This is a genomic window from Gilliamella sp. B2772, from assembly GCF_026536985.1.
Lineage (GTDB): Bacteria > Pseudomonadota > Gammaproteobacteria > Enterobacterales > Orbaceae > Gilliamella > Gilliamella apicola_E.
The window spans coordinates 71716-98340 of sequence record NZ_JAFNNB010000006.1 but is presented as its reverse complement, the minus strand read 5'-3'; the positions used below and the strand labels follow the sequence as shown (position 1 = coordinate 98340).

Genomic DNA, 26625 nt, shown 5'->3' with positions numbered 1-26625 from the left:
TTCAGCCATGCATTAACCTCTAAAACCTCGAATGTGATTCAGGGTAGTGCACCTTATTTGACTTTCGATGGTGGTCGTACTCGTGTGGTAGATGTTAACGGTCTGCTTGGTATTACACTTTCTGACGGAACTAAGTACACGCCTTCAACCAATATTTCATCAACAACGCCAATCGTCTTGCCGGTTGCGGGTCAGAGTTTTGCTGATATAGGTATGTTTGTTCCTACTAATACTGATTCAGTCGCTTTAAGTTCTCTTATCGGTCCTCCTTATAATTATTGGAGAGATGATGATGGTGATTCTGGTGTTACCGCTACTGGTCGTTTAAGTTTATCTATCGTCGATAACAGCCGTCAATCTGTTTCACGTAGTACCGTGCCAGAGATTTGTAAGGCACCTTATCTTGTTACCTTATCTAATACTGAAGTTATGTTATATACTCGTTACGGAATTCCTAATCGTAGTGTCTTTAGTGCAGGTCGTGTGACTTATTATGTTAATCCTAAGGCGGCTGAGGTTTGTTTTGCTAAGCCTAATCTGAATTACTATTCGACTGAGTGGCCTTCGATGTTTGACTCTCGTTATGGTTTTCTTACTCAGTCAACTGACCCATCTCGTTATGGTTTAAACTTTCCTACTACTGGTCTTAATGGATTGTACTTTGACTTAGATATTAGAGGTATTAGTCAACCTTTGTCTTGGTCTTCATTATCTCAGGGGGGAATCACAGTTACAATGTCTAATTCAACTGCTGCAAGCGTACGTGTTACTTTAACAGGTCCTTTCGCTACCGAATCCCAGCATAATTCAGACAATCCAGGTCTTATTTCCAAACCTATTTTGCCTCAGACCTTTGAGTTGGTCGGTCGTGATGGTCAAGGTAATCCTGTTATTAAATATGGTTTCACATTGAAGCAGTGGTTCGTCAACCGTGGTACTAAGTGGGACAATTATCCTAATACATTATCCTGGTGTAATCGTACAGGCTATCGCCTTGTTAAGATAAAGGATATAACAAATGCAAAACATGTAGTTCGTTCAGATGTAATCATACCTGGCGCCACGCCTACCTCAGATTTTTTTCTTTACATGCGTTATATTGGTGCTGGTTTTTCCTCGGAGTGGGGGCGTGTGAACAATATTTCAGACATTGGCTTCACCCCTATCAACCATTGGATTTGGACTAGTGACTCGGATGGTAATGGTCCGTTTATCGTGAACATTACCAACGGTGGTGTGGATTGGTACAACAACGACTATACCTACGGGCTTTGCACTTATCCTTAGTATTTATTCCTTCTTCCTTAGGCTTTAAAGCTTGAGGGGATAAAGGTAGCGTTAAATTATCAAGGAGTAGTTGACTTTAAGAATCAAAATAGTTGTCAAATAAAAAGCAATTTTATAGTTTAGCCCCCCCCGTTCATCATCATCCCTCAACCGGGGGGGGATTTTTTGAGCAGTAGTAGTTTCAGCGTTTAAAATTCCACCTTGCAATGTTGCCATATGAATAATTTGGCTTTAAATGATGATGTATTTTAATTATTTTTATATCAGAAAAGTTGAGGAGCGGGGTTTTTGGCATTTAAAACCCCACCTACAAATCAATAAATGAACAAAATTTGAATAAAATTAAATTCTCACGTGATTAAAAACTATAATTCTAAAGATTTATAAAGTTAATATTTGCCAATTAAGACATAATCTAACTAGTAATTTTTTAGATCTTCTTATGCTCTTATTTACAAAAGTTAACGTTCTAAAGTGAAAAAATTATTGCGTCATATTCTTCCAATCACTATACTTCTAGATCACTTTAGCTGAATAGCTAAAGTTTAATCAACAAACAAAAAATAGTAAATAAATCAAAAAATTACTTGACAGGATAGTCGAATATGGATTACAATTTTCAACAGGCAACAGGCAACAGGCAACATGGTCAACCTCTAATTTAAATTCGCCAAATTTAAACTCTCAGCCTCTTTTTTTACACTCCAGTTTATTAATTGACAAAAATTTAAGATCACGCAGTCGATCGTCGTTCCGATCGTCATTTGGATCATTTTGTCGATCTAAATTATTTCGAGAGATCTTTTTACCGCTAGGCCTTTTACTCATACCTTTTTATTCCAGCCATGCATTAACTTCACAGACAACAAGAAATCATATTCAGGGTAGTGCGCCTTATTTAACTTATGACGGTGGACTTACACGTGCGGTTGATACTGATGGTCTGCTCAGTATTACTTTATCAAATGGTGTGCAATACACGCCTTCAACTAATACTTCATCTTCTTTAGCACCAATCGTCTTACCTGTTGCTGGTCAAAGTCTTGCTCGCGTTAACATGTTTGTTCCAGTTAATACAGATTCAGTCGCATTAAGTAGGCTTATTGATACTTATAAATATTGGGGGGATAATGATGGCGATACAGATGTTACAGCTACAGGTACTTTAAGTTTATCTGTCACCGATAAATACAGCCGAGCTGTACCACGTCATACAGTATTAGGGCATTGTGGTGCCCCTTATAGTCTTAAATTAACCAGTACGGATGGTACACTATTCACACGTTATGGGGTTCCTCGTAGTAGTACTTTCAATGCAAGTAGTGTGACTTATTATGTTACTCCTAACCCTAAGACTGAACCAGAGGTTTGTTTTGCCAAACCCGTTTTGATTGCAGATGAGCTAGATAAGCACCCTGGTCCATCTTCTATTTGGAACCATTATAAGGGTTTTTTCACCCAGGATACTAGGCCAAATTATTATGGTGAAAACTTTCCGACTACGGGTGCTAATAACATGTACTTTGATTTAGAAATTGCTGGTAATAGTCAGAAATTGGCTTGGTCTTCTGTCACTCAGGGAGGTATCACCGCTACTATGAGCAATCCCACACCGACAAGCGTACGGGTTACTTTAACCGGTCCAGTTGCGAAGGCATCCCAATGGAATTCTAACAATCCTGGTCTTATTGCTAAGCCTACTTTCCCTCAGACTTTTGAGTTAATTGGTCATTATGCCCATAATGGTGAGAGGGCTGTCAAGTATGGATTTCAGATAAAACAATGGTTTGTCAACCGAGGTCAAGGTTATTATACCTATTCTAATATGGAGTCTTGGTGTAATAAAATTGGTTACCGTATGCCTACGGTTAAAGATTTAACTAATGCAACACGTCATGAAGTGACTGGTGCTACACCTTCTTCACCTGATGATCATTATCAGCGTAGAATTGGTGCCAGCTTTATTGCAGAGTGGGGTAATCTAAACAAATATGAAAAAGCCGGCTTTGGTACTAACAGGTTCTGGACCAATGTTATAGCTCCTGGCAACGATAATCGGTTTGTTGTTTACCCTGCGGAGGGTAAGATACATTGGGCTTATACTGGCTATGAAAGCATTTCGGAAGGGCTTTGTACTTTACCTTAGCATCATTACTTGGGTGAAAAAATAATTATATTCACTAAAGAATCGAAAATTCAACGTAGTCGAGCGATAACAAGCAATTTTATAGTGTCTAACTCCTAAACCATCCGCCCCAACTAGGGCGGATTTTTTTAGGCGTAGAGATTCTTTTGCCTTGCTATATCGCTAGAATTTCATACTGGCGCTAATGATAGCGTGGAATTTAGCTGCTGGTATCGATTCGTAAGCTGTGGTGTAGTTTCTGTTTAAGATATTATTGAGGTCTAACCCAATATGGTACTGGCGATTAGCGCCAAATGAGGTTGTGGTTGATAAGTTTAATGTTGACCATCCGCTGTAGTGATAAACAGATGAATCACCGCGTTTTGTTGCGTTGGTGGCAAATCGCATAAATAGGTCTGAATCAATATCAAATTTATCAAAATAAGCAGTATGTTTTATCCCTGCACTCCCTGTAAAGCGTGGGTTGCCGGTGTCACGAGTGCTGTAGGTATCTGTCTCGATTTTACGGCTTAGGTAATTCCCTTTTAGATAAGGATTCACCGGAAGGTCTAGGTATTCAACACTTAATTCTAAGCCATGGGTTTTGGCTTTGTTGGCATTGCCATAATAGGTAATAGAACGTCCGGATGCGCCACTACAAATCGATGAGCCATTACAGTTCATTTGGGTGATATAGTCTTTTGCATCCGAGAAGTAGATAGCACCATCAACTAATAATTTGTTATTGTTATAACGTAAACCAATTTCGTAGTTGTTGGATTTTTCAGCTTTTAGATGCGAGTTTCCATAAATCGTTTGCGAAGCAGCCGAGGTGACGGCATAAAGGTGTGCAAGGGTTGGATAAACATAACCTTGTGCAAACGAGGCTCTTAGTTGGGTGTTTTTAAAACCTGAGTAGGTTAATCCTGACGATACAACAAAGTTGTTATCATGAGTTTTCTTTTTTCGATCGATACTGTGGCTGGTTGTTGCCGAACCCATAACAGGGATTTTATTTATGGTGGTATTGCCGTTTTTTAGTTTTGATTCGACCCAATATTTACGAGCACCAAGATTCCAAGAGATATCATCGGTTATTGCCCAATCATTTTGCCCAAATAGTGCGATACTCGATTGTTGCCATTTGTTAGTAAGGTATTTATGTTGGGTATAACTAGCTGGTGGTGCAGGCATTTTTGATATCACGACATTATGTGAGTCTTGGTCAACATTATCTTGTTGATACTGTACACCAGCAATTAATGTCATATCTTTATGTGGTTGCATGTCTGATTGGAATGTCATGCCATAGGTTTTTTGTTCGTCATTGGTGGCCGTGTTGGTCGTTACTTTCCTTATCGGTATAGGTGATACTACGACATGGTTTCTAAATTGACGATTTAGTTTTTGGGCGTAAGCATCATAATGCAGTTTTTTTAAGAAACCTGCATCGACGTCATAATCATAAAAGAATCCCACTTTTTCACGTTTTAGTAGTGGAATGTTTACCCAAAATTCTTTTATTTCTGGTGAGTTATCATCGGTGTAGGTTTTAGTATTCAGTTTATAACGATCTAATGATATACCAAATTTGTGTTTATCAAAGTTGAGTCCAAACCATGAGCTTATGCTGTTATTATCAAAGTCGGTATCATGCAGTTTGCCTTGATAGGCTTTACGATCATTGTTTTCAGAGTAGGTTCCACTGATTCGGTAATCAAATATTTCATCAATCGTGCCGTTTACCGTGCCCATTTCGGTAAAGCCATTGGTCGATTGGTTATAGATTAATTTGGCATCTCCTGTTAGTGGTTTTCCATCTTTACTTCCTTTACGGGTTATAAAGTTAACGACACCACCAATCGCTTGCGAGCCATATAATACTGAGTGAGGCCCTTTAATCACTTCGATGCGTTCAACTGATTCCATGTCGATTAATACACCAGCACTTGAACCGTGTCCGGAACGGTGATAAGTCACTTCTTGACCATCAATTAACATTAAAATACGCGAAGGGGCTTCACCACGAATCATGATTTGTTTGCGTCCTGCTAGTGCGTTATCGGTAATTTCAACGCCTGGAATATCACGCAGTGCTTCAACCACAGAATCGCCATTGAGTTTTTCAATCTCGTCACGGTTGACTGCATTGACAGATACTGAGCTATCCCATACTGTCTTTTCATTCCGATCAGCGGTAACGATAATGGTATCTTGTGGATTGCCTTTTTTTTCTTCTGCATAACTATCAGCACAAAAACAGATAGTTAATATTGCAATATAATGTAATTTTGGGGTCATAAAACTTCTCTTTGTCTCTTTTGTATAACGTTGTATTGATATAAAACGCAAATGATAATCATTATTATTATAGATGTAAATAATTAAATTAATTCGAATTGTATTAACTTTGAGGATCAGTGTGGATTTTTTAACTTTGTCACATTTTTAATAACAAAATCACGCAAATTGCCGATTTTTTATTTGTGATTATCGATAACAAATTTTACAATAACCACTCAATATATAAGTTAGGTTATGCAAAATGTCTATTGCTGTTGTAGAAGTTAATCGTAAATCAATTTTACACAATGTTGAATTTTTTAAACAAAAATCTCCAAACTGTACTTTAATGGCAGTGGTTAAAGCGAATGCTTATGGCCATGGCATGGAAGGGGTTGCTCAGTTGTTGGATGGTAAAGTTGATTGTTTTGGTGTTGCACGAGTTTCAGAAGCAATAGCTTTGCGTCAAGTTGGTATTCGTGGTCCTATCGTGCTTTTGGAAGGTTTTTTTCCGCATGATGACATTAACGATTTGCTTGATTTTAATTTGCAACCAGTTATCCATTCAAGTTGGCAAATCGATGTTTTAAATACGATCCCTTTTGCAAATGAGATCACAGTTTGGTTTAAGATTGACACTGGTATGCACCGTTTAGGTTTTCATTTTGATGAAGCAATAAACGAGTTTAATCGTTTAGCTAGCTGTAAAGCTGTTCGCCAGCCGATCAATATTATTAGCCATTTTAGTAGTGCAGATGAGTTAGGTTCTTCACAAACCAATACCCAAATAGCACGTTTTAATGAATTTGCTCGTTCGGTTAATGGCTGTCAACAATCGATTGCAGCATCAGGTGGTTTGCTTGCTTGGCCTGATTCTCATCTTGATATGATTCGAGTTGGTATTGCGTTATATGGGGTTTCGCCATTTTCTGATGCAGTCGCTGATTTACAACCCGCTATGACGCTCAAATCTGAATTAATCGCAGTACGTAAGCACGAAAAAGGACAATCAGTTGGTTATGGTCAAACTTGGACAAGTGAAAGTGACACTGTACTAGGGGTTGTGGCGATGGGATATGGTGATGGTTATCCGCGCGATATTCCAGAAAATACACCCGTGAGTATTAATGGTCGCTTGGTACCGATTGTTGGTCGTGTTTCTATGGATATGATTGTGGTCAATTTAGGACAACACTGCCAGGATAAACCCGGCGACGAAGTCATTTTTTGGGGCAAGGAGTTGCCGGTTGAACAAATCGCTAAGCACACGGGAATGAGTGCTTATGAGTTATTAACGCGCTTAACTTCACGCGCAAAAATTCGTTATAAAGACTAGGTTATGATTAAAAAATTTATTTTGTATACGTTACTGACGGTAGTTTTACTCGTCGGTGGCTCATTAGCTATTGGTTATTATTATTTACAACAATTTTCTAAGCAACATATGAATGTCACGGCTGATAATCAGATGTTTGTGTTGAAAAAAGGCACCTCTTTGCATCAATTAGTTGAGCAAGTTAAGGAGAGTGATTTAATGCAACAAGCGTATTTGTTGCCTTATTTGTATAAACTCAATCCCTCTTTAAGTTCGATTAAAGCTGGAACTTATCAATTACATCCTCATATGACTGTTGATGAGTTTTTAAAGTTGTTGGTGTCGGGTAAAGAGAGCAGTTTTTTTGTGCAATTTGTTGAAGGTAAGCGTGCTAAGGATTGGTTAAATGTGCTTAGTAATACGCCTTATATCAAGCAAACATTGACCGGTAAGTCACATGATGAGATTGCGAAAATATTGGGCATTGATGATGGAAAATTGGAAGGTTGGTTATCACCAGATACATATCAATATACCGCAGATAGTTTAGATATTAATATTCTTAAGCGCGCCCATTTGACTATGAAAAACAATCTACAAAAAGTGTGGGATAATCGCGATAAAGATCTGCCTTATAAAACACCTTATGAGTTGCTGATTATTGCCTCGATTATTGAGAAAGAAACAGGCATAAGCTCTGAACGTGCTAATGTTGCTTCGGTTTTTGTTAATCGTTTAAAAGCAAATATGAAGTTGCAAACCGATCCCACCATTATTTATGGGTTAGGGGATAATTATACGGGTACGATTAGGCGTGTTGATTTGACTGATACCAATAATCCTTATAATACTTATGTGATTGAGGGGCTACCACCAACACCAATTGCTATGCCAAGTTTAGCATCACTTGAAGCAGCCGCACATCCAGCTAAAACGAATTATCTATTCTTTGTTGCTAATGGTACTGGTGGCCATACATTTAGTAGCAATTATAGTAATCATCAACAAGCGGTTAATGAATACCGCAGAATGAACAATTAATTTTTCAATTTTACAGCCACGGTTGTGGCTGTCTCTCTTTTCGATTATTCGTCTGTTGACCGAGTGGTGGTTAATTCATCAAGTTGTTTAATTAGCGCTAATAAATCATCTACCTCTATTTCTTGCTGTTTGAATGCCTCTTCAAAATATGGGTGAAGAGCAAATTTAGGTATTTCGCTTTTAGCATCGATTAACGCCTGTATGCGCGGAATAAAGATCCACTGTAACCATTCATGCGGTTGCATGGTGTCGAGTGCAAATGGCTGCTCACTTAAAAAAGCTTCTGCCTTAGGGGGTGAGGGTTGCCATAAGTTAAGGTTTTGCAGTTCATCTTTAATTAAGTTCAGTTGTATTGAAATTGTTTTCATATTAATCAGTGTTTGATAATAATTCCAATCAAAATAAGGACCAGGATCGGTTTTGCGATCTGGGGCGATGTCACTATGTCCAGTTATATTTTCGATTGGGTAGGTTTGTTGTAATAGTATGGTAACGTTGGCAAGTTGCTGGTATTGTGCCTCGGTAAAGTTGTCGGTATCACATCCTTCCATTTCTATGCCAATTGAGAAGTCGTTGCAGTTTTCTTTACCTTCAAATACTGATTTACCTGCGTGCCAAGCACGTTTATTAAATGGCACAAATTGAATAATTTCGCCATCGCGTCTTATAAATAGGTGACTTGATACTTGTAATTTATAGATATCGGCAAAATAAGGGTGCTGATTCGGATCGAGCTTACCGGTAAAAAGTTGTTCAACATAAGGACCGCCATATTGGTTGGGTGGCAGGCTAATATTATGAATAACTAATAATGTGATGGGGTCAGTGCGATCATTATAATACGGCGATTTGACCTGTTTGATATTGCTTATCCAACCATCAACTATTTTTAACACTTTCAAGGTCATTATGGCTCCAATAGTGTGTATTGCGATCTTGTTCACAACTTTGATTAATACAATGTTGATTGTGGTAATCAATTTGTATTTTAACTTCCAAATCTTTTATCTGGTTATTATTTCATTTTTTCAGTTTGCTATAAAGTCACTCTATCTATCATTTGATTAATCTTTAGAGGAATTTATGTACAAGCAGTCTGGATTTACCTTATTTGAGTTAATGATCGCCATTGTGGTAGTCGCCATTTTAACAGCTATCGGTTTGCCAGCCTATCAAAGTTATGTCAAAAAGGCCGCTTTAACCGATATGCTTCAATCAATGACAGCCTATAAAACAGCGATTGAAATTTGTGCTATTGAGCAGGGCGCATTAAATAAATGTAATGCTGGAGCAAATGGTGTGCCCACGACAAGATCGACTAACTATGTTACTTCGATCAATGTTACTAAAGGCGTGATTACTATTGTCGGTAAGAGCGCGTTATCTAACTTAACCACAACTTTAACACCTAAGTTGAACTCATCGTTAGGCAATTTAGATTGGTCACGTGCCTGTGTCACCAATCCTGTTGATGATAGTTTAAAAGCTGCTTGTGAAGATATTTTTAAATTTTAATAAATTATGATGCAAGAAGATCAATTGGTTGAAAGTCTCGATAAGCTATTATTATCAGCACTGGATAAGCGAGCATCTGATATTCATTTCGAGCCTTATCAAAATTACTATCGAATACGCATGAGAATTGATGGCGTTTTGCAAAATAGGCTAATACCACCACTTAGCCTTGCTAAGCAGATCACCGCCCGATTAAAAATTATGGCTAATTTAAATATTGCTGAACACCGCTTACCGCAAGATGGTCAATTGGTAATTAATAACTATGCAATGCGAATTGCTACCTTGCCGGTGATCAATGGTGAAAAGATTGTATTGCGGGTTATGGATAATCATGAATCTGAGCTAACCATTAATGATTTAGGATTAACCGAACAAGATCTTCTCACACTTAAACAGATTTTAGATTATCCGCAAGGGTTGATTTTGGTTACTGGCCCAACCGGCAGTGGTAAAACTATGACTTTATATAGTGCGTTAAAGCATCTAAATAAAGCTGAATGTAATATTTGTTGTGTTGAAGATCCGATCGAAATACCTTTAGAAGGTATTAATCAAACTGCGATTAATCATAAAGCCGGTCTAACTTTTTCGGTGATATTACGCGCTTTATTGCGCCAAGATCCAGATGTGATGATGATTGGCGAAATTCGTGACCATGAAACTGCCGAAATTGCCATTCAAGCAGCTCAAACAGGCCATTTAGTATTATCCACTTTGCATACTAATTCGAGTGTTGAAGCAATAGTTCGGTTAAATCAAATGGGCATCAAAAATTATCTTTTATCGTCCAGTTTGAAATTGGTTATCGCTCAACGCTTGGTGAGAAAGCTTTGCCAACATTGCAAAGTCGTTGCTAGTGAACTAACCCTAATTGATAATCAACCTTCACCACACTTTATCGCCATGGGGTGTGACAAGTGTGTAGGTGGTTATTTAGGCCGAGTAGGTGTATATGAACTGTTAATGGTGACCCCAGAAGTGCAACAACAGATTATAACTAATCAACCAATCTCACCCCATAATAGAGTCACATTACTACAAACTGGCTTTAAATTAGTACAACAAGGTATCACTACTTTGGCTGAATTAAATCGGGTTTTAGGTGAAGTAGTCATTGGGTGATAGTGTATGAAGCGGATCTATTTTTGGTATGACATTAATTTTCATCAAAATAAGATTATTGCCACATCAAAGCAAGATGTGAAAAGACAGCTTTTATTGCAAGGTCAAATCGCGATTAAAATTCGTGCCGGAAATATTATTACTAAAAAAAGTTTTAATCCTAGCGATCTGCTAATTATCACAAAACAGTTAGCCACTATGTTAAAGGCTGGATTATCGATTGTTGATAGTTTGAGATTACTTCTTGATGATCAGCCTAAACCTCAATGGCAGTATTTGTTATCAGACATTAGTCAGCAAATCGCCAAAGGTGAATCACTGTCCTCTGTTTTAAAACAATATCATTCGGTATTTCCTGCGCTTTATTGTGAAATTATTGCTATTGGTGAATTAACCGGACAACTCGATCACAGTTTTGAACAACTAACCGCGCATCTTGAAAAATCATTGCAATTACATAGACAGATTAGAAAGGCAATGCGTTATCCGCTTTTTTTATTGTCAGTGTCAGTAGTGGTTATTATCGTGATGATGTTTATTGTATTACCAAAATTCGCCGATATTTATCAAAGTTTTGATGCTCAATTACCTTATTTTACCCAGCTAGTGATTGATATTGCTAATAAGGTTCAGCAAAATGGTATACTCATATTATTAGTGCCGTCGCTGGGTTACTTTTTATTCCAGCGTTTTTTTAAAGTCCGCTATCAACTAACTATTGATCGGCAAAAATTAGCATTGCCGTTATTGGGGCAAGTGATTCAATCACAGTGCTTAATGCAGATTTTCCACACATTAGCGCTCACTCAGCAAGCAGGTATTCCATTACTAACAGGACTTATTGCTTCGGCAAATACTACAGGAAATAGTTATTATCGTGACATTATCAATAAAATAATTAACGGTATTGAACAAGGTAATGCTTTTAGTCAAATGCTATCGTCCTATTTTCCTAAACTTTGTGTACAGCTAGTTCATGCTGGTGAAGAGTCAGGATCATTAGATGTTATGCTTAATAACTTGTCCCTCTATTATCAACAACAAAATCAAACCTTAACCGATAATTTAGTCAAAGCATTTGAGCCGATTTTGATGCTATTTTTAGCATTGATAATTGGAGGATTAGTAATTTCGATGTATTTACCCGTATTTCAAATGGGAGATGTGATTCATTAATGGCTGTCGTAGTTTTTTGTGTTGGGCTTGCGGTCGGTAGTTTTCTGCAAGTTGCTTATTGGCGATATTCGCCTTCACAATCTTTGTTTGATTATTTGGTCGCTATCACGTTTCCTCGTTCTTCGTGCCCACATTGTCAACACCCACTTTCTGCTTGGCAGTTAATTCCAATGCTATCATGGTTAATATTAAAAAGGCGATGTTATTTTTGTCAGCAAAAGATCGCTTTTTGCTATTCATGTTTTGAGTTGGCTATAGCGGGATTATTTTTACTAATATATTTGAACAAAGATCTCAATTTTCAAAGTATGTTATTAATGCTACTTGCGAGTTATTTTTTGCTTTTAGCACTGATTGATTTTCGCTATTTTTTACTGCCTGATTTTTTTACACAACCGTTGATGTGGGCTGGATTGATGATGGCTTATTTTGATCTAAATTCGTTAACCATCAGTGACGCCTTAACGGGGGTTTTTTGTGGTTATTTAATGCTTAAATTACCTGCTGTCTGTTATTTTTGCCTAACAAAACGAGCCGGTTTAGGGGGTGGGGATATTAAACTCGCCGCGGCTTTGGGTGCTTGGCTACCTTATCAATTAATTCCATTATTGTTAATTATGGCATCAATGTCAGGCATACTTTTTTTTATTTTGGCAAAATATAAGCAAACAATGCATGACATGATCGCCTTTGGTCCTTTTCTGTTGTTATCTGGTTATTTAATCATTTTCAGTTTGTGATCTTGATTGTTTTTTTAATTACATCTCTTTGGGTATTCACATAAATTCTTGTACTCCTTGGCTTATAACTAAAAAAGATAACGATAAAAGAATTAGTTATTTTTACTTTATTCAAATTAAGATTATAGTGCGATTAAAGTCTTTTCAGATTTATAGCTAAATGTAAGGAATAATCAATGACTAGTACTACCGCGAAAAGCATTGCTGCATTAAAAGATGAGATGATTGAATGGCGTCATCATATTCATTCTCACCCTGAAACTGCATTCGAAGAGAAGCAAACAACCCAGTTTATTATCGAAAAGCTAAAATCGTTTGGAATTACCGAACTGTATACCGATTTTGCGCCAACTGGTGTAGTAGGGGTTATTCATGGTAAGAATAAAGGTCGTACTATTGCTTTACGTGCAGATATTGATGCGTTGGATATCGTTGAAGAAAACAAAATTGGCTACTGTTCAAAAATCCCCGGTAAAATGCATGCTTGTGGGCATGATGGTCATACTGCAACATTGTTAGGCGCAGCAAAATATTTAAGTGCTAATCGTGATTTTTCTGGTACGGTGGTGGTGGTCTTCCAACCCGCTGAAGAAAACGAAGGCGGTGGTCGAGTGATGGTGGAAAATGGTCTATTTGAAAAATTTCCTATCGAAGCTGTTTATGGTATGCATAATCAACCTAATTTTGCGTTGAACCATTTTTTAATTAATCATGGTCCAGTCATGGCATCTTATGATGTTTTTGAAATTAAAATTACTGGTGTTGGTTCACATGCTGCTGCACCACATTTAGGTAGAGATACCATTTTAACCGCTACCAATATTGTCAATAGCTTGCAAACAATTGTCAGCCGTAATTTAAATCCAACTGATTCGTTGGTTATTAGTGTGACACAGATTCATAGTGGCGATACTTGGAATGTGCTTCCACAACATGCGGTGATTCGTGGAACAGTTAGGGCATTGAGTGCTGAAGATCAAGATTTAGCAGAAGAAAGAATCAAACATATTTCAACTGGAACCGCTTTAACGTTTTGTACAAAAGCCGAAGTTGATTATCAACGCCGTTACCCAGCAACTATCAATCATGCTAAACAGGCGGATATAGCAATTAAAGTTGCCCAAAAACTTGTGGGTAACGATAAGATTGTGATTGATTCACCACCAACAATGGGGTCAGAAGATTTTGCTTTTATGTTGCAAAAAGTGCCGGGCGTTTATATCAAAATTGGTGCGGGAGATGGCGCGAATCTTCATAACCCGTCGTATAATTTTAATGATGAGATCTTAACAACTGGTGCAGAATATTTTGTTGAAATTGTTCATCAAGAGTTAGGAAATTAATACATTGAAAAGCAGGAATAATTATAAAACTATTCCTGCTTGATCGATATTAAATTATAACTTTAATTCACTATCAGGTTGGCCTTTGACTCTGAATTTTGTTTCACTATCAAAACCATTTGCTAACACTATTTGAGCATAAACTTCATCATTTTGCCCAACTTTTAATGCCGCTAAGATCTGACCACCTTCACGCCAGTTTCCTTCAAGTTCATATTCAAGTTTATCACCGATTTCCGGTAATGCTTTACTATGACCTTTTAATAGATAAAGCCCGCGATTATTTGCACCTCGGAATTGCGCTCTAGCTACCATTTCTTGCCCACAATAACAACCTTTATCAAAGCTTATTGCTTTAAAATGTTGTAAATTACAAGCTTGAGGAAGCAGACTTTCAATATTAGGAGCATCGATAATAGCGTGACCAGCTTCTAATTCAAGTTGTAACCAGTGATCAGATGGCTGTAAATCAGTAGGTAATGGTTCAGACGATACTTTTATCACTCGCAATTTAGGCGATGTGAGTTTAATATAAGTCACACCACCAATAGTAATACAATTGTGATCGCCCAATGCTGAAATCACAGAAGGATCTATTGCATCATCTTCCAATCCGACTAGATTTAAATCTAGAACGGGCTCTATAGTTACTTTAGAAAAAACTGCCGTTTTTTTCAATTCACTAATTTGTCTTTCGGCAACACTTTTACGTAAGATATAGAATATATCTTCACCTCGTTGGAATAATATAAAATTACTCCACATACGTCCTTTTGCGTCACAATGTGCTGCGAATGATGCTGAGTTTTCGTTAATACGACTAAGGTCAGCTGTTACTTGTCCCTGTAAAAATGTACGGTTATCCATACCTGATACTTTGACTAATTGCCAATCAGATAGGGAGGTTTGTTTGTAATAAGAATTGGCCATTAAAAACACCTTTTAATTATAATGAGCCCTAATATAGATATATAAAAGAGCGTAAACAAAAGCGAAAACGCCTTTAATAATTCAAAATTAATCAATTAGTCGATCGATTAATTTCTCACTATTATTGCATTAAAATAGATAAAATAAACTTTTACAAGTTATTTCTTTCAAAAATGAGTACTAGTACCCAAAATTGAGAATAAGTTAACTTATATTGTTGACTTTATTGATTTTCTGTATTAGTTCATGCAAAATGGGGAAAAATGACAAATTAGTTATAAATGGAGGCAACAACCATGGCAAAACTGTCAGGCGCAGAAATGGTCATTCAATCCTTGATTGATCAGGGAGTTAAGCAAATTTTTGGTTACCCAGGAGGCAGTGTTCTAGATATTTATGATGCCATTCATACCCTAGGTGGAATTGAGCATATTTTAGTCCGTCATGAACAAGCTGCTGTCCATATGGCTGATGGTTATGCCAGATCAACTGGTGATGTCGGTGTCGTTTTGGTTACCTCTGGTCCTGGCGCAACGAATACCATTACCGGTATTGCTACTGCTTATATGGATTCTGTGCCTTTAGTTATCTTATCAGGTCAAGTCGCCAGTAATTTAATTGGTAATGATGCTTTCCAAGAGTGTGATATGGTTGGGATCTCTCGCCCGATTGTTAAACATAGCTTTTTAATAAAAGATAGCAAAGATATTCCAGAAACGATAAAAAAAGCATTTTATATTGCCTCAACAGGCCGACCAGGTCCAGTTGTGATTGATTTGCCAAAAGATATTGTTAATCCGGCAAATAAATATAACTATAGCTATCCACAATCAGTCTCAATGCGCTCTTACAATCCAACCATTCAAGGGCATAAAGGACAAATCAAAAAAGCATTAACTACATTATTATCAGCTAAAAAACCTGTTCTATATATTGGTGGCGGTGTAATTAGTGCCAATGCTAGCGACGCGGTTAAATCTTTAGCTGATAAATTAAATCTTCCTGTTGCCTCAACATTAATGGGAATTAGTGCTTTTCCAGGAACTGATAAAAAATATTTAGGTATGATTGGTATGCATGGTGTCTATGAAGCGAATATGGCCATGCATAACGCCGATGTGATTTTTGCTGTCGGTGCTCGCTTTGATGATAGAACGACTAATAATGTTGAAAAATATTGTCCCAAAGCAAAAATTATTCATATTGATATTGATCCAACGTCAATATCTAAAACAGTATCCGCTGCAATTCCGGTAGTTGGCGATGCTAAAAAAGTACTTGAGACAATGTTAACTCAACTCAATGAAATTAATGTTGATCGTGATTTAGATGCGCTAATCGATTGGTGGAAGCAAATTGATCATTGGCGTGCGCGCAAATGTTTAGCATACAGCCACAAAGGTAAAAGCATTAAACCACAAGAAGCCATTGAAGTTTTATATAAATTAACCAAAGGTGACGCATATATTGCTACCGATGTAGGTCAACATCAAATGTTTACGGCGCTTTATTACCCATTTGACAAACCGCGTCACTTTATTACTTCTGGTGGACTGGGTACTATGGGATTTGGTTTGCCAGCGGCATTAGGTGTTAAACTTGCGTTTCCTAAAAAGCATGTAGTTTGTGTGACTGGTGATGGAAGTATTCAGATGAATATTCAAGAGCTTTCAACCGCATTGCAATATGGTTTGCCAGTGATTGTATTAAATCTTAACAATCGCTTTTTAGGGATGGTTAAACAGTGGCAAGATATGATTTATGCAGGTCGTCACTCTTCATCTTATATGGAGTCACTCCCCGATTTTGCAAAAATTGCCGAAGCTTATGGTCATGTAGGTATGAGGATTGATAAACGTGAAGATCTGGAACCGAAACTGAAAGAAGCGCTTTCGATAAAAAATCGTTTAGTCTTTATTGATGTCATGACGGATGCTACGGAACATGTTTATCCAATGCAAATTCGTGGTGGAGCAATGAATGAAATGTGGCTAAGTAAAACGGAGAGAACCTAATGCGTTATATACTATCAATTTTAACAGAAAACGAACCGGGTGCTTTGTCACGAATCATTGGTTTATTTTCACAACGTGGATTCAACATTGAATCGATTACTACTGCACAAACCGAAGATCCAACCATGAGTCGTATGACGATTCAAACAACGGGGGATGAGCATGTAATTGAGCAGATCCAAAAACAACTGCATAAGCTGGTCAATGTTTATCGGGTGAATGATTTAACCGAAGGTCCTCACGTTGAGCGTGAAATCATGCTGGTTAAAGTGGCGGCGAAAGGTTCTGATGCGCGTGATGAAGTAAAACGCTGTGCTGATATTTTTCGAGGCTCGATAGTCGATGTAACTGCTACTCATTATATTGTACAGTTATCAGGAACGAGCGAAAAGTTAGACTCGTTTTTAGCCTCAATCCGTGAAACGTGTAATATTGTTGAAATTGTGCGTTCTGGAATTATCGGTCTATCCCGGAGTGAAAAAACAGTCAATCATTAATTTTATAATTAAAAGTTAAATTTTTACTTTATTATAAAATAAGACTTATAAGGAATAAGTTTTAATGCCATTTATTGTTTTTTTGACGATAATTCAATTAATTATTTCATTTATTTATTCTATTATTTCTTATCCAATAAAAAAATTTAGAATAAATAAATATAAAAATAAGCTAATAGCCGGTAGTTTTACTGACCTCAAACCTTTTAGAATGTTAACTAAACAGGAAAGAGATGGTTTAGAAACCTATTTATCGATGAACCAATCTTCTGGGAAAAAAAAGTCATCATTAGTTTCTCGAGAAGTGATGTTAATATCCGGTAGTTGTATCAAACAAACTAAATTTTCGCATACCGAAAACACTTGTTCCTATAAAATCCAAAATATTGATGTTGTATTTCCTTTCAATATGGATCGTTACCTTACTGATTATAACGAAGTTGAAATTGCGCTTACGCAAAATTTCGCTATTGCTGTTAAGGTCAATGATCACCAAATAGGTTCAGCATTATATGCGACCTATTTGGCTGATGAAAAAAATGATAAACAGAGTTCGGCATATTGGCAGAGCGGCGTTTCAAAATACTTCAAAGACGAAAACTTCGATGAAAATGCTATTCATACAGTAAGGCCAAACGTTAAACTCAGTAAAAAATTGGGTTACGAAATTTTATCAGTTCGAAAAGAAACATCTCAAGAATCAGCTTCCCGTAACAAATTAAATAAAGGAATACTCACGGTATTTTTTTGTTCTTTTGTCGTAAGCTATTTTAATCGTTTTTGGGACACAAAAGAATTAAACGATCTGTTTTGGTTTGCAGTGAATTTGCTGGTTGCTATTTACTTTTATTTTCGTAAACCAAAAAATAAAGCTAAAGTACGATTTATTAATCAAATAAAAGGAAAAATAGATAAAAAAATTGTTAAATCTAATGAGATTATAATTGGCCATGGTTTGAAATTAAAGTATCCCAAAAATTGGCAATCATTTATCCCTGAAAATAGCGCTTTTGATGTTGATTTAGATGTTGATGTTGAGAGTAAAAAAATTGTCCGTTATGGCTACGATATGTCGGTTAATAAAGAGGTTGAACAATTTGGGACACCAAAATTTTGGGGACGTAATCTATGGCTTTTTTTAGCTGGCATGTTCTACCTTTATGCTATCAATAATCAAGCAAAGGTGAGTGACAATTTCTTATTTGCTTATCATCAATACAATCACGATTCTAAAAGTTGGTTTTTTGATAATCCATCAAAATTAGTTACTAGCGACATCAAGTCGGGTGATGTAGTGAAATTAAATTTTTTAGATGTGTCATGTGAAGTACCTGTTAAAAATAAAGCCGATAGATGTATTGAAGCATTAATTCAAAGTGCCGATACCTCTTTTCATTTAGCCAGTTCCTCAAGCTATTTTCTTCTACATGGTTTAAAAGAAAATACAACTTCTCAATCAGGTGAGAGTGAAGATCCACAATCTATCGTTCATGCAGATCATGTCACGGTGTCGGGATTCGTTTCGAATGTTGATTATGACGCTAATCATACCATTTCAACATTAACCATAAATACGCAAGAGTTATACCAAAAAGATATAAGCGAAAATCTATTACCAATTTGTGTAAACCTGCTGTTATTTTTGCTTTTCGCTTCAGCCACCATTTTTAACGGTATTATGTTGTCATTGAAACCCATTGTGAATCGAATTCGTAACTTTAAAATTAAAAATATCTATACTTATCATCTACTTTAAGTTGATTTTTACCATTATTGAGATTTTTTTTAAAAAAAATTGGCAGATTAAAGACGAGAAAATTTAAATCTAACGGCGCATTAAGCGCTTTTTTTATCAATAGTCATTTATTTCCAAATTAATTTCTAAAAATGTGGCATAGAACATTGGCTTCGGACTTATGTCCTAGTTAACTGAAAAATTTCCTTATTATAATTAATTCAAATTACTAATTATTCAGGAAATATTATGACCGCACATATCAATGCTAATCCCAACGACTTTGCACAAACCGTTATCATGCCAGGTGACCCTTTACGGGCGAAATTTATTGCAGAAAATTACTTAACCGACGCCAAAGAGATTTGTAATGTACGCAATATGCTTGGATATACTGGTTTATATCAAGGAAAAGCCGTGTCAGTAATGGGGCACGGAATGGGAATTCCATCAATAACCCTTTATGCACATGAACTAATTAATGACTTTAATGTTAAACGGATTATTCGAGTAGGTTCTTTAGGTGCCACACAGCAAAGCGTTAAAATGCGTGATGTGATTTTAGCTGTAGCAGCAGGAACCGATTCGATGACAAATCAAAAAAGAGCAAATGGTTATAACATTGCTACATCAGCGACATTTTCCTTATTACATCGAGCTTATGAAATGGCTAATAACATGAATTTACCGGTTAAAGTAGGGAACGTATTTAGTGGTGATCTTTATTATGATCCTGACGAAACATTAATAAGTACACTCGAAAAATCAGGGGTGTTAGGTATCGATATGGAAGTGGCTGGTCTATATGGAATTGCTCAACAATTCAATGTCGAATCGTTAGCGATTTTAACCGTTTCAGACCACTGCTTAACTGGTGAAGAAACAACCGCGGAAGAGAGGCAAATGACATTTAATAATATGATCAAACTTGCTTTAAACGTGGCTGTTAACTCTTAATTTATTGCGTTTCTCGGATGGAAATATGAAAAATAAATTATCGCTCACTCTTATTAGTTTTTTAGCTAATTTTATTATGGCTGGCTTTGCCAGTCAGTTTGGTATGCTAATAGAACCCATAGCACAGAGTTTTAATGCAGATGTAAACAGTGTCGCATTCATTTTTTCTTTATTAAATGGTGGGGCGTTAATAGGCACTATTTTGGCATTCTTTTTAATCGATATTATTGGGATTAAACGCATCACCTTGCTTAGTTATTCGATTATAATTGCCTGTTCGCTCATTTTATATATCACAAACTCGCTTTTGATACTTCAAGTTTGTATGACTTTGATTGGTTTGTGTGGTGGAATAGGGCTCTGCATTGCGGGGACGATTGTGGTATCAACTTGGCAAGATAAGATACAAAGTACAATGTTAGTTGTACAAGATGCGACATTTAACATTGCTGGTGTCATCTTCCCACTGATTACTACCTACGCTTTAACGCATGACTTATCTTGGGCAAGTAGCTATTTAATGGTTGGGCTGGTAACAGTCTTAATGTTATTCATCATTATATTGACTAATTTCGATTTAATTAGTCATCCAACAGTCAAACAGTCTCAGCCATCTGAGTGGAATTTTGGGATACTATCTGCTGGTATTGGATTATTTTTGGCAATGTTAGCATTATATACCTTCTTAACGTGGGCCCCGTTATTTGTTAGCCAAAAATTTTCTATATCGTTTGAATTGGCTGGCAATATTATTACCCAATATTGGGCAGCAGCTTTAATTGGGGCATTAGTTTCAACGGTGATCGTGACGCGAGTTAAAATTGAACACTTTTTTATCTCAATTATTTTATTAGCTTTTATTATGACATTGATGATCGTCAACACCGAATACAGTGATAACGATAGCCTTGATCGCATTGGCTACTTAACTTATGGATATGGATTCGTCTGCTCTGCTTTATATAATGCCTTTGTCGCTTATGGTGTAACCTTTGTAAAAAATGCATCAAGCAAAAATGTTTCATTTATTTTAATCAGTGGCAGTGCAGGGGCGATGTTTAGCCCAGCTATTAGCTCAATACTGCATAACTATTTAGACATTCAAGTTATTATGAATACCATACCAATATATTATGCTGTTATTATCGTTATGTTGGCTATATCAATGTTCTTAAAGAAAAGAGCTCTAAAAAAGTAATCAATGAAATTAACTTAGGATATCGCTTTTATTACAATGGTTGACTATAATGATGCCTCTTCAGAATGAGATAACGCGATAGATAATTAACTATCAATATGTTATCGATTCTGATGGGGTATATATTTTGTGGTTAAAAACTTCGGTGATATGCAACTAAAATCTTTAAATAAAGGTCGATTTAGCCGTTATTGGCAGGAAAACAATAAATTACTCGAATCAATTATAGAACAATGCATTGTAGAAAAGAAAATTGTCGATGAAAAAACCACGCTTTTTCATCAAGGATGTAAAGTCGATAATTTAGTTGTTGTTTATAATGGTACGATTTCGATACGCTATCAGGCCAATAATGGTCGTCGATTCCATCTTGGTACAGTAGATTGTGATGAGCATATATTTGGTGAAATGGAGTTTTTTACCGACTATTTATGTCAATTTGATATCATTGCCGAAGAAGCCCTAACTGTCGCTATCGTGAGCATTGATAAATTATATCAATCATTACTCAAATATCCTAAATTAGCACTGTTTTTTGCTAGTGCTATTGCTTTTGATTATCAAGAAACATTAGATATCTTCTTAAAAAGAACCTTATATTCAATCTGTTATAACATTGCTTATGATATATATCAGCATCATCTAAATATTCATCCCGTTAATAATTTTCAAAAAAACTACTTAGAAGCAGAACGTTTTGGCACTACCGATCGTGTCTATCGTCGGGCCGTTAATGAATTAATTCATTTAGATATTATTCATAAAGTTGCTGGTAAATTGGAAATTAAGGATATTGATAATTTAAAAGATTTTATCGAATTCAGAGGAAAATTCGCTAAATAGAGTAGGAATAGATTAAAAATAAACTCGTTTTTTAAAAACGCAGTTTTTTAATAAAAGAATTATTGGATTAAGGAATGACTATGGATTGGTTTACGCTTGTAAAAATTGGCATTTTAATTTTTGGAATGGTTAGCTTTATTCTTTTTAAAGGCGAGCGCAGTATAAATAAGGATAATTTAGACGACCACTTAAGCCTACGTGAACCAATAAGAGATCTAACGGATGAAGAGCTAGACCTATTACAACCGTTTTTAACCAGTAAAATGGCGGTTTATCCCTATAAATTTCAATCCTCACTAGTTGATAACAAAGTATCACAACTTCAAGGGATTTGTTGTCGTCATAGTCTTAACAAAAATACTGATGAAATTGACTATTATTATGAAATAGACGATATAGAGCTGTTCTTTCCATATAATATGGATAAGCATATTGATCAATTTAATATCATAGAAGTTGTATTTACCAAACGGTATGGGATTGTCGTTAACATTAATAATCACGATATTAAGACAGCACAAGAAAACTATGATCCAAACGAGGAATATGAATTTAAAGATTTTGGGCATTTAAAAGAGCATGCTGACAAATTTTATGAAAAACGCAACGATAATATAGATGCTTTTGATATTGAGTCACTCACTATTTATGATGGTGAGCGCGATTACACGCAAATTGATCAAAAAAATGATTTGAAAAACCTCGATGAGGTAAATTCAGACGATTTAATTAATAAAAAACTCTACCAACGAGAATAAACACCATTGGAAGCCACAATTCGAAGCAAATTTAGAAATTATTTACCATTTGCTATTAGCAATGTTTTTATTGATATTGTCATGTCATTAACCACGATGATTAACGGTGTTAAAAGAGTTAATAAAAAAAGTTAATCAACGTCGAATTAAAGAAATTAAAAAATAATATGAAAATAGATTAGGTACTATCATTAATCTTGAATAAACCGTTTTAATATAAAGTTTAAATAAAAAGATCTTAAAATTATGTTAACTATTTTAGCCACTTTAGCCACTATTTTTTTCGTATTCGTGATGGTTTGTTCAATCATCTTGATACGACAAGTAAAGAAAGATTTAAATAAAAAAAGGCCCACTAAAAAAGAAACCTTTATCCGTGAAAATGCAACTCGACAACTAACTGAAGAAGAAGCTACTTTTCTTCAGCCTTATCTTGATGATAAAGAAAAAATTACGCCGCCTTATCAATGGGAAAGCTCACTAATTAATTCTGATGTTACGACAATTAAAGGGTATATTGAAAAAGAATTTACTGATGCAATCAGTTATGAATATTATTACAAGATAGGCAATATTCAGTTATTTTTTCCTTATAATATGGATATCGGTATTATGGGCTTTGAAGCTCGATATCAAGGGGAATTTATCACCAAGACTAAAATTCTCAATACGGTTGAAATTGTCTTTACTAATAGTTATGCAATCGTTGTTAAAATAAACAGTTATGATTTATTGCAAGCTAGTTTAAAACTGCCATCTCGTAAACAGGAACAACTCAATGATTTTTGGCAGACGGGAAAAATTAAACCTATTCGTATGAATAGTATAGAAAGATCTAATGAGACCTTAACACAACTAGTAACAGAGACATCTGAAAAAAAACCGCCTTTTGAAATTCTTAGCAAACGAGAAAAAAATCAATTTGAAACCGCGCTTCAAGACCGAAGCAATTCTGGCAAATTAATGACATTTTTTTTTGTTTTAGGCGTAATATTTTTATTAGCTTTAGAACATTTTCAGTCGATAGCCTTGGTTATTTTTTCAATCATCTGTTTTATTTTTTCCCTAATAGCATCGCGTATAAAACGAGAATTGCCGACCGAATATGTTAATCATATCAAAGCTGAAATAAGGCTTAACAAGCCTAGCTATTGCCGATTGTTTATCGATTCGAACATTGATGTTTACTATCCTGCATATTGGAAAATGTTTCTCCCAAATAACACCGATATACCGATTGATATGCAGGTCGAACTTAAAACTAAACAATTGCTTAGTTGCGGTGAATATTTATCGATTAGCGAAGAAGTAAAAAATTATGGTGCACCTAAACTTGTTCATCATAATATTATATTAGCCATTACGGGATTAATATTGGCTATCTTAATTTTCTTTTTTACTCATGCGGGTGAAAAATTTGATTTTAGGTATCAGCAATTAACCGCACCAGACACTACGTGGAATATTGATGATAAAGTAAATTTAAAGCAATCCACCATCCACTCTTTGGATCGAGTTAATTTGGATCTATCTCGTATTTTATGTGATATTCAAAATACGCAAGATATCAAATCTGAACACCTTCAATGTGATAAAATAAAGGGTATTTCATCAGGTAATAGTAGCAAAATTACGGATCAAGTTAGCCAAGAAAACTATCATAATGGAGAAATTTCGAAACTAACACTTTCAACTGATTATGGAAATGATATCGATAAAAATCAGTTATTTTTATCGCCAATTTTGATCAACAATTTTGTCTTTCTGTTTGTTATCTTCATCGCCTTAATTAATACTATTATTTATATATGGAAAAAAGCCGCCAACCAATTTAGGCTCGAAAAAATTATTAGTCATTATCAAGATAAAATTCTTGAATATAACGATTAACTGTTCTGGGTTAATAGCAGTAATTAAATAATAGACACCAAGTTAGTAAACAAACTAAGTAATTAAACTCAATTATTCAATTGTGAGAGAAACCATATTCTGTTATACTAATTTCCCGTCTGATTCATCATATATTGCATGGGTTTTATCATTTAAACTAATGTGATATTGTTCAATTAAATTAATAATGGTCTGGTATTAATGGTCACGAATTATATTTTTGTTACAGGCGGTGTCGTTTCTTCTTTAGGTAAAGGCATTGCCGCAGCCTCATTAGCTGCAATTTTAGAAGCCCGCAATTTAAAAGTCACCATGCTAAAACTCGATCCCTACATCAACGTCGATCCGGGAACAATGAGCCCAATTCAACATGGTGAAGTTTTTGTGACTGAAGACGGTGCCGAAACCGATCTCGATTTGGGTCATTATGAGCGTTTTATTCGCACCAAAATGAGCCGAAAAAACAATTTTACAACTGGACGTATTTATTCTGACGTTTTACGAAAAGAGCGTCGTGGAGACTATTTAGGCGCGACAGTCCAAGTTATCCCTCATATTACCAATGCGATTAAAGATCGTGTTATTGATGGTGCCAAAGGTTACGATGTCGCTATCGTTGAAGTGGGTGGCACAGTGGGTGATATCGAATCACTACCATTCTTAGAAGCAATTCGCCAATTAGCGGTTGATGTTGGTCGTGAACATACCTTATTTATGCACTTAACATTAGTGCCTTATCTTGCATCATCAGGTGAAGTTAAAACCAAACCGACCCAACACTCAGTTAAAGAGTTATTATCAATTGGTATTCAACCTGACATACTAATTTGCCGTTCAGATCGCGCAATTCCGGCTAACGAAAGAGCTAAAATTGCACTATTTTGTAATGTGCCTGAACGAGCGGTGATTTCACTTAAAGATGTTGATTCGATTTATAAAATTCCAGCATTATTGAAATCACAAAATTTAGATACCTACGTGTGCAATCGTTTCCATCTCGAATGTAAGGAAGCCGATCTTTCTGAATGGGAACAAGTCATCTATGAAGAAGCTAATCCAGTAGGTGAAGTCACAATTGGCATGGTAGGTAAATACATCGAATTACCTGATGCATATAAATCAGTAAATGAAGCGTTAAAACACGGTGGATTAAAAAACCGTTTAACTGTTCATATTCGTTATATTGATTCAGAAGACCTCGAATCACGCGGTACCGATTTACTTGCAGGCTTAGATGCGATTTTAATACCGGGTGGATTTGGTTATCGTGGCGTTGAAGGTAAAATTATTGCTGCGCGCTATGCACGTGAAAACAAAATACCTTATTTAGGAATTTGCCTCGGAATGCAAGTTGCTATGATAGAGTATGCACGTAATGTAGCGGGTATTAAAGATGCCAACTCTACAGAGTTTGTAAAAGATTGTGCAAGCCCTGTTATTGGATTAATCACTGAATGGAGTGATGAGTCTGGTAATGTGGTTCAACGTAATGAAAATAGCGACTTAGGTGGCACCATGCGTTTAGGTTCGCAAATCTGTCATTTAGAGCCAAATTCATTAGTCGCTCAAATGTATAAAAAAGAGTCGATAACCGAACGTCACCGTCACCGTTACGAAGTCAATAACAACTTATTACCAGAAGTTGTCAAGGCTGGCTTAAAAGTGACAGGGTTATCAACTGATAAGAAATTAGTGGAAATTATTGAAATTCCAGACCATCCTTGGTTTGTTGCATGTCAGTTCCATCCAGAATTTACATCAACTCCACGTGATGGACATCCATTATTTAGTAGTTTTGTTAAAGCTGCCAAAGATTATCAAGATCAGCAGCAAAAATAATTTATGTTTACAT

General features: G+C 35.9%; 21 protein-coding genes and 1 pseudogene. 18 read left to right on the top strand and 4 right to left on the bottom strand.

Features of this window, described 5'->3' with window-relative positions; translation table 11 throughout:
* A partial coding sequence (locus tag J3T98_RS10965; RefSeq protein ID WP_267362873.1) for a hypothetical protein occupies window positions 1-1287 on the top strand: 1287 nt, incomplete at its 5' end.
* A 970-nt stretch (window positions 1288-2257) separates the two neighbouring features.
* A complete protein-coding gene (locus J3T98_RS10960) occupies window positions 2258-3433 on the top strand; it encodes a hypothetical protein (protein ID WP_267362871.1) in 1176 nt (391 codons plus the stop codon).
* Between the two features lie 162 nt (window positions 3434-3595).
* Here the strand turns inward: J3T98_RS10960 and J3T98_RS10955 are convergent, their stop codons facing one another.
* The gene (locus tag J3T98_RS10955) at window positions 3596-5713 is read right to left on the bottom strand and encodes a TonB-dependent receptor plug domain-containing protein (protein WP_267362868.1); all 2118 of its coding nucleotides are present in this window, start codon (window positions 5711-5713) and stop codon (window positions 3596-3598) included.
* A 244-nt stretch (window positions 5714-5957) separates the two neighbouring features.
* On the opposite strand from J3T98_RS10955, the gene alr reads away from it, so the two are divergent.
* Both alr and mltG read left to right on the top strand, forming a co-directional pair.
* The gene (alr, locus tag J3T98_RS10950; protein ID WP_267353984.1) at window positions 5958-7031 is read left to right on the top strand and encodes an alanine racemase; all 1074 of its coding nucleotides are present in this window, start codon (window positions 5958-5960) and stop codon (window positions 7029-7031) included.
* Between the two features lie 6 nt (window positions 7032-7037).
* Complete coding sequence (gene mltG / locus J3T98_RS10945; protein ID WP_416379945.1) at window positions 7038-8051, top strand: endolytic transglycosylase MltG; 1014 nt, start codon at window positions 7038-7040, stop codon at window positions 8049-8051.
* 44 nt (window positions 8052-8095) lie between these two features.
* Here mltG and J3T98_RS11245 read toward each other — a convergent pair whose 3' ends face one another.
* Together J3T98_RS11245 and ampD are read right to left on the bottom strand one after the other, a co-directional pair.
* Window positions 8096-8419: a YqcC family protein gene (locus tag J3T98_RS11245; protein WP_416380659.1), complete on the bottom strand. Its 324-nt coding sequence runs from the start codon at window positions 8417-8419 to the stop codon at window positions 8096-8098.
* 3 nt (window positions 8420-8422) lie between these two features.
* Window positions 8423-8959 (bottom strand): annotated as a pseudogene (ampD, locus tag J3T98_RS11240) (1,6-anhydro-N-acetylmuramyl-L-alanine amidase AmpD); the annotation flags it as partial.
* 175 nt (window positions 8960-9134) lie between these two features.
* On the opposite strand from ampD, the gene ppdD reads away from it, so the two are divergent.
* The 5 genes from ppdD to J3T98_RS10915 all read left to right on the top strand — a co-directional run bounded on the left by ppdD (window position 9135) and on the right by J3T98_RS10915 (window position 13950).
* On the top strand, window positions 9135-9566 hold the full coding sequence (gene ppdD, locus J3T98_RS10935; protein ID WP_267362863.1) for a prepilin peptidase-dependent pilin: 432 nt from the start codon (window positions 9135-9137) through the stop codon (window positions 9564-9566).
* Between the two features lie 6 nt (window positions 9567-9572).
* A complete protein-coding gene (locus J3T98_RS10930) occupies window positions 9573-10691 on the top strand; it encodes an ATPase, T2SS/T4P/T4SS family (RefSeq protein WP_267362860.1) in 1119 nt (372 codons plus the stop codon).
* 6 nt (window positions 10692-10697) lie between these two features.
* The gene (gene hofC / locus J3T98_RS10925) at window positions 10698-11867 is read left to right on the top strand and encodes a protein transport protein HofC (protein ID WP_267362858.1); all 1170 of its coding nucleotides are present in this window, start codon (window positions 10698-10700) and stop codon (window positions 11865-11867) included.
* Window positions 11867-12607: a prepilin peptidase gene (locus J3T98_RS10920; protein WP_267362857.1), complete on the top strand. Its 741-nt coding sequence runs from the start codon at window positions 11867-11869 to the stop codon at window positions 12605-12607. Before hofC ends, J3T98_RS10920 begins: the two co-directional genes overlap by 1 nt.
* A 176-nt stretch (window positions 12608-12783) precedes the next feature.
* Window positions 12784-13950, top strand: a complete 1167-nt coding sequence (locus J3T98_RS10915; RefSeq protein ID WP_267362854.1) for a M20 aminoacylase family protein — start codon at window positions 12784-12786, stop codon at window positions 13948-13950.
* A gap of 54 nt (window positions 13951-14004) precedes the next feature.
* On the opposite strand, the gene ygfZ is transcribed toward J3T98_RS10915, so the two are convergent.
* Window positions 14005-14880, bottom strand: coding sequence for a tRNA-modifying protein YgfZ (ygfZ, locus tag J3T98_RS10910; protein ID WP_267331619.1), 876 nt, complete (start codon window positions 14878-14880; stop codon window positions 14005-14007).
* Between the two features lie 296 nt (window positions 14881-15176).
* Between ygfZ and ilvI the strand changes: the two genes are divergently transcribed.
* The 9 genes from ilvI (at window position 15177) to pyrG (ending at window position 26612) form a co-directional block, all read left to right on the top strand.
* Window positions 15177-16895 carry an acetolactate synthase 3 large subunit gene (gene ilvI / locus J3T98_RS10905; RefSeq protein ID WP_220225906.1) on the top strand — a complete coding sequence of 573 codons (1719 nt, stop codon included), beginning with the start codon at window positions 15177-15179 and terminating at the stop codon, window positions 16893-16895.
* Window positions 16895-17392 carry an acetolactate synthase small subunit gene (gene ilvN, locus J3T98_RS10900; RefSeq protein WP_065563307.1) on the top strand — a complete coding sequence of 166 codons (498 nt, stop codon included), beginning with the start codon at window positions 16895-16897 and terminating at the stop codon, window positions 17390-17392. Before ilvI ends, ilvN begins: the two co-directional genes overlap by 1 nt.
* Window positions 17393-17456: 64 nt before the next feature.
* Window positions 17457-19148 (top strand): IgaA/UmoB family intracellular growth attenuator, encoded by a 1692-nt coding sequence (locus tag J3T98_RS10895; protein WP_267362852.1) that lies wholly within the window; start codon window positions 17457-17459, stop codon window positions 19146-19148.
* A gap of 228 nt (window positions 19149-19376) precedes the next feature.
* Window positions 19377-20084 carry a purine-nucleoside phosphorylase gene (gene deoD, locus J3T98_RS10890; RefSeq protein WP_267330693.1) on the top strand — a complete coding sequence of 236 codons (708 nt, stop codon included), beginning with the start codon at window positions 19377-19379 and terminating at the stop codon, window positions 20082-20084.
* Between the two features lie 25 nt (window positions 20085-20109).
* Complete coding sequence (gene tsgA / locus J3T98_RS10885; RefSeq protein ID WP_267330694.1) at window positions 20110-21282, top strand: MFS transporter TsgA; 1173 nt, start codon at window positions 20110-20112, stop codon at window positions 21280-21282.
* Window positions 21283-21432: 150 nt separating this feature from the next.
* Window positions 21433-22125, top strand: coding sequence for a Crp/Fnr family transcriptional regulator (locus tag J3T98_RS10880; RefSeq protein ID WP_065734165.1), 693 nt, complete (start codon window positions 21433-21435; stop codon window positions 22123-22125).
* A gap of 80 nt (window positions 22126-22205) precedes the next feature.
* The gene (locus J3T98_RS10875) at window positions 22206-22883 is read left to right on the top strand and encodes an IgaA/UmoB family intracellular growth attenuator (RefSeq protein WP_267358092.1); all 678 of its coding nucleotides are present in this window, start codon (window positions 22206-22208) and stop codon (window positions 22881-22883) included.
* A 246-nt stretch (window positions 22884-23129) separates the two neighbouring features.
* Window positions 23130-24773, top strand: coding sequence for an IgaA/UmoB family intracellular growth attenuator (locus tag J3T98_RS10870; RefSeq protein WP_267362851.1), 1644 nt, complete (start codon window positions 23130-23132; stop codon window positions 24771-24773).
* A 201-nt stretch (window positions 24774-24974) separates the two neighbouring features.
* A complete protein-coding gene (gene pyrG, locus J3T98_RS10865) occupies window positions 24975-26612 on the top strand; it encodes a glutamine hydrolyzing CTP synthase (protein WP_065563301.1) in 1638 nt (545 codons plus the stop codon).
* Window positions 26613-26625: the final 13 nt, after the last annotated feature.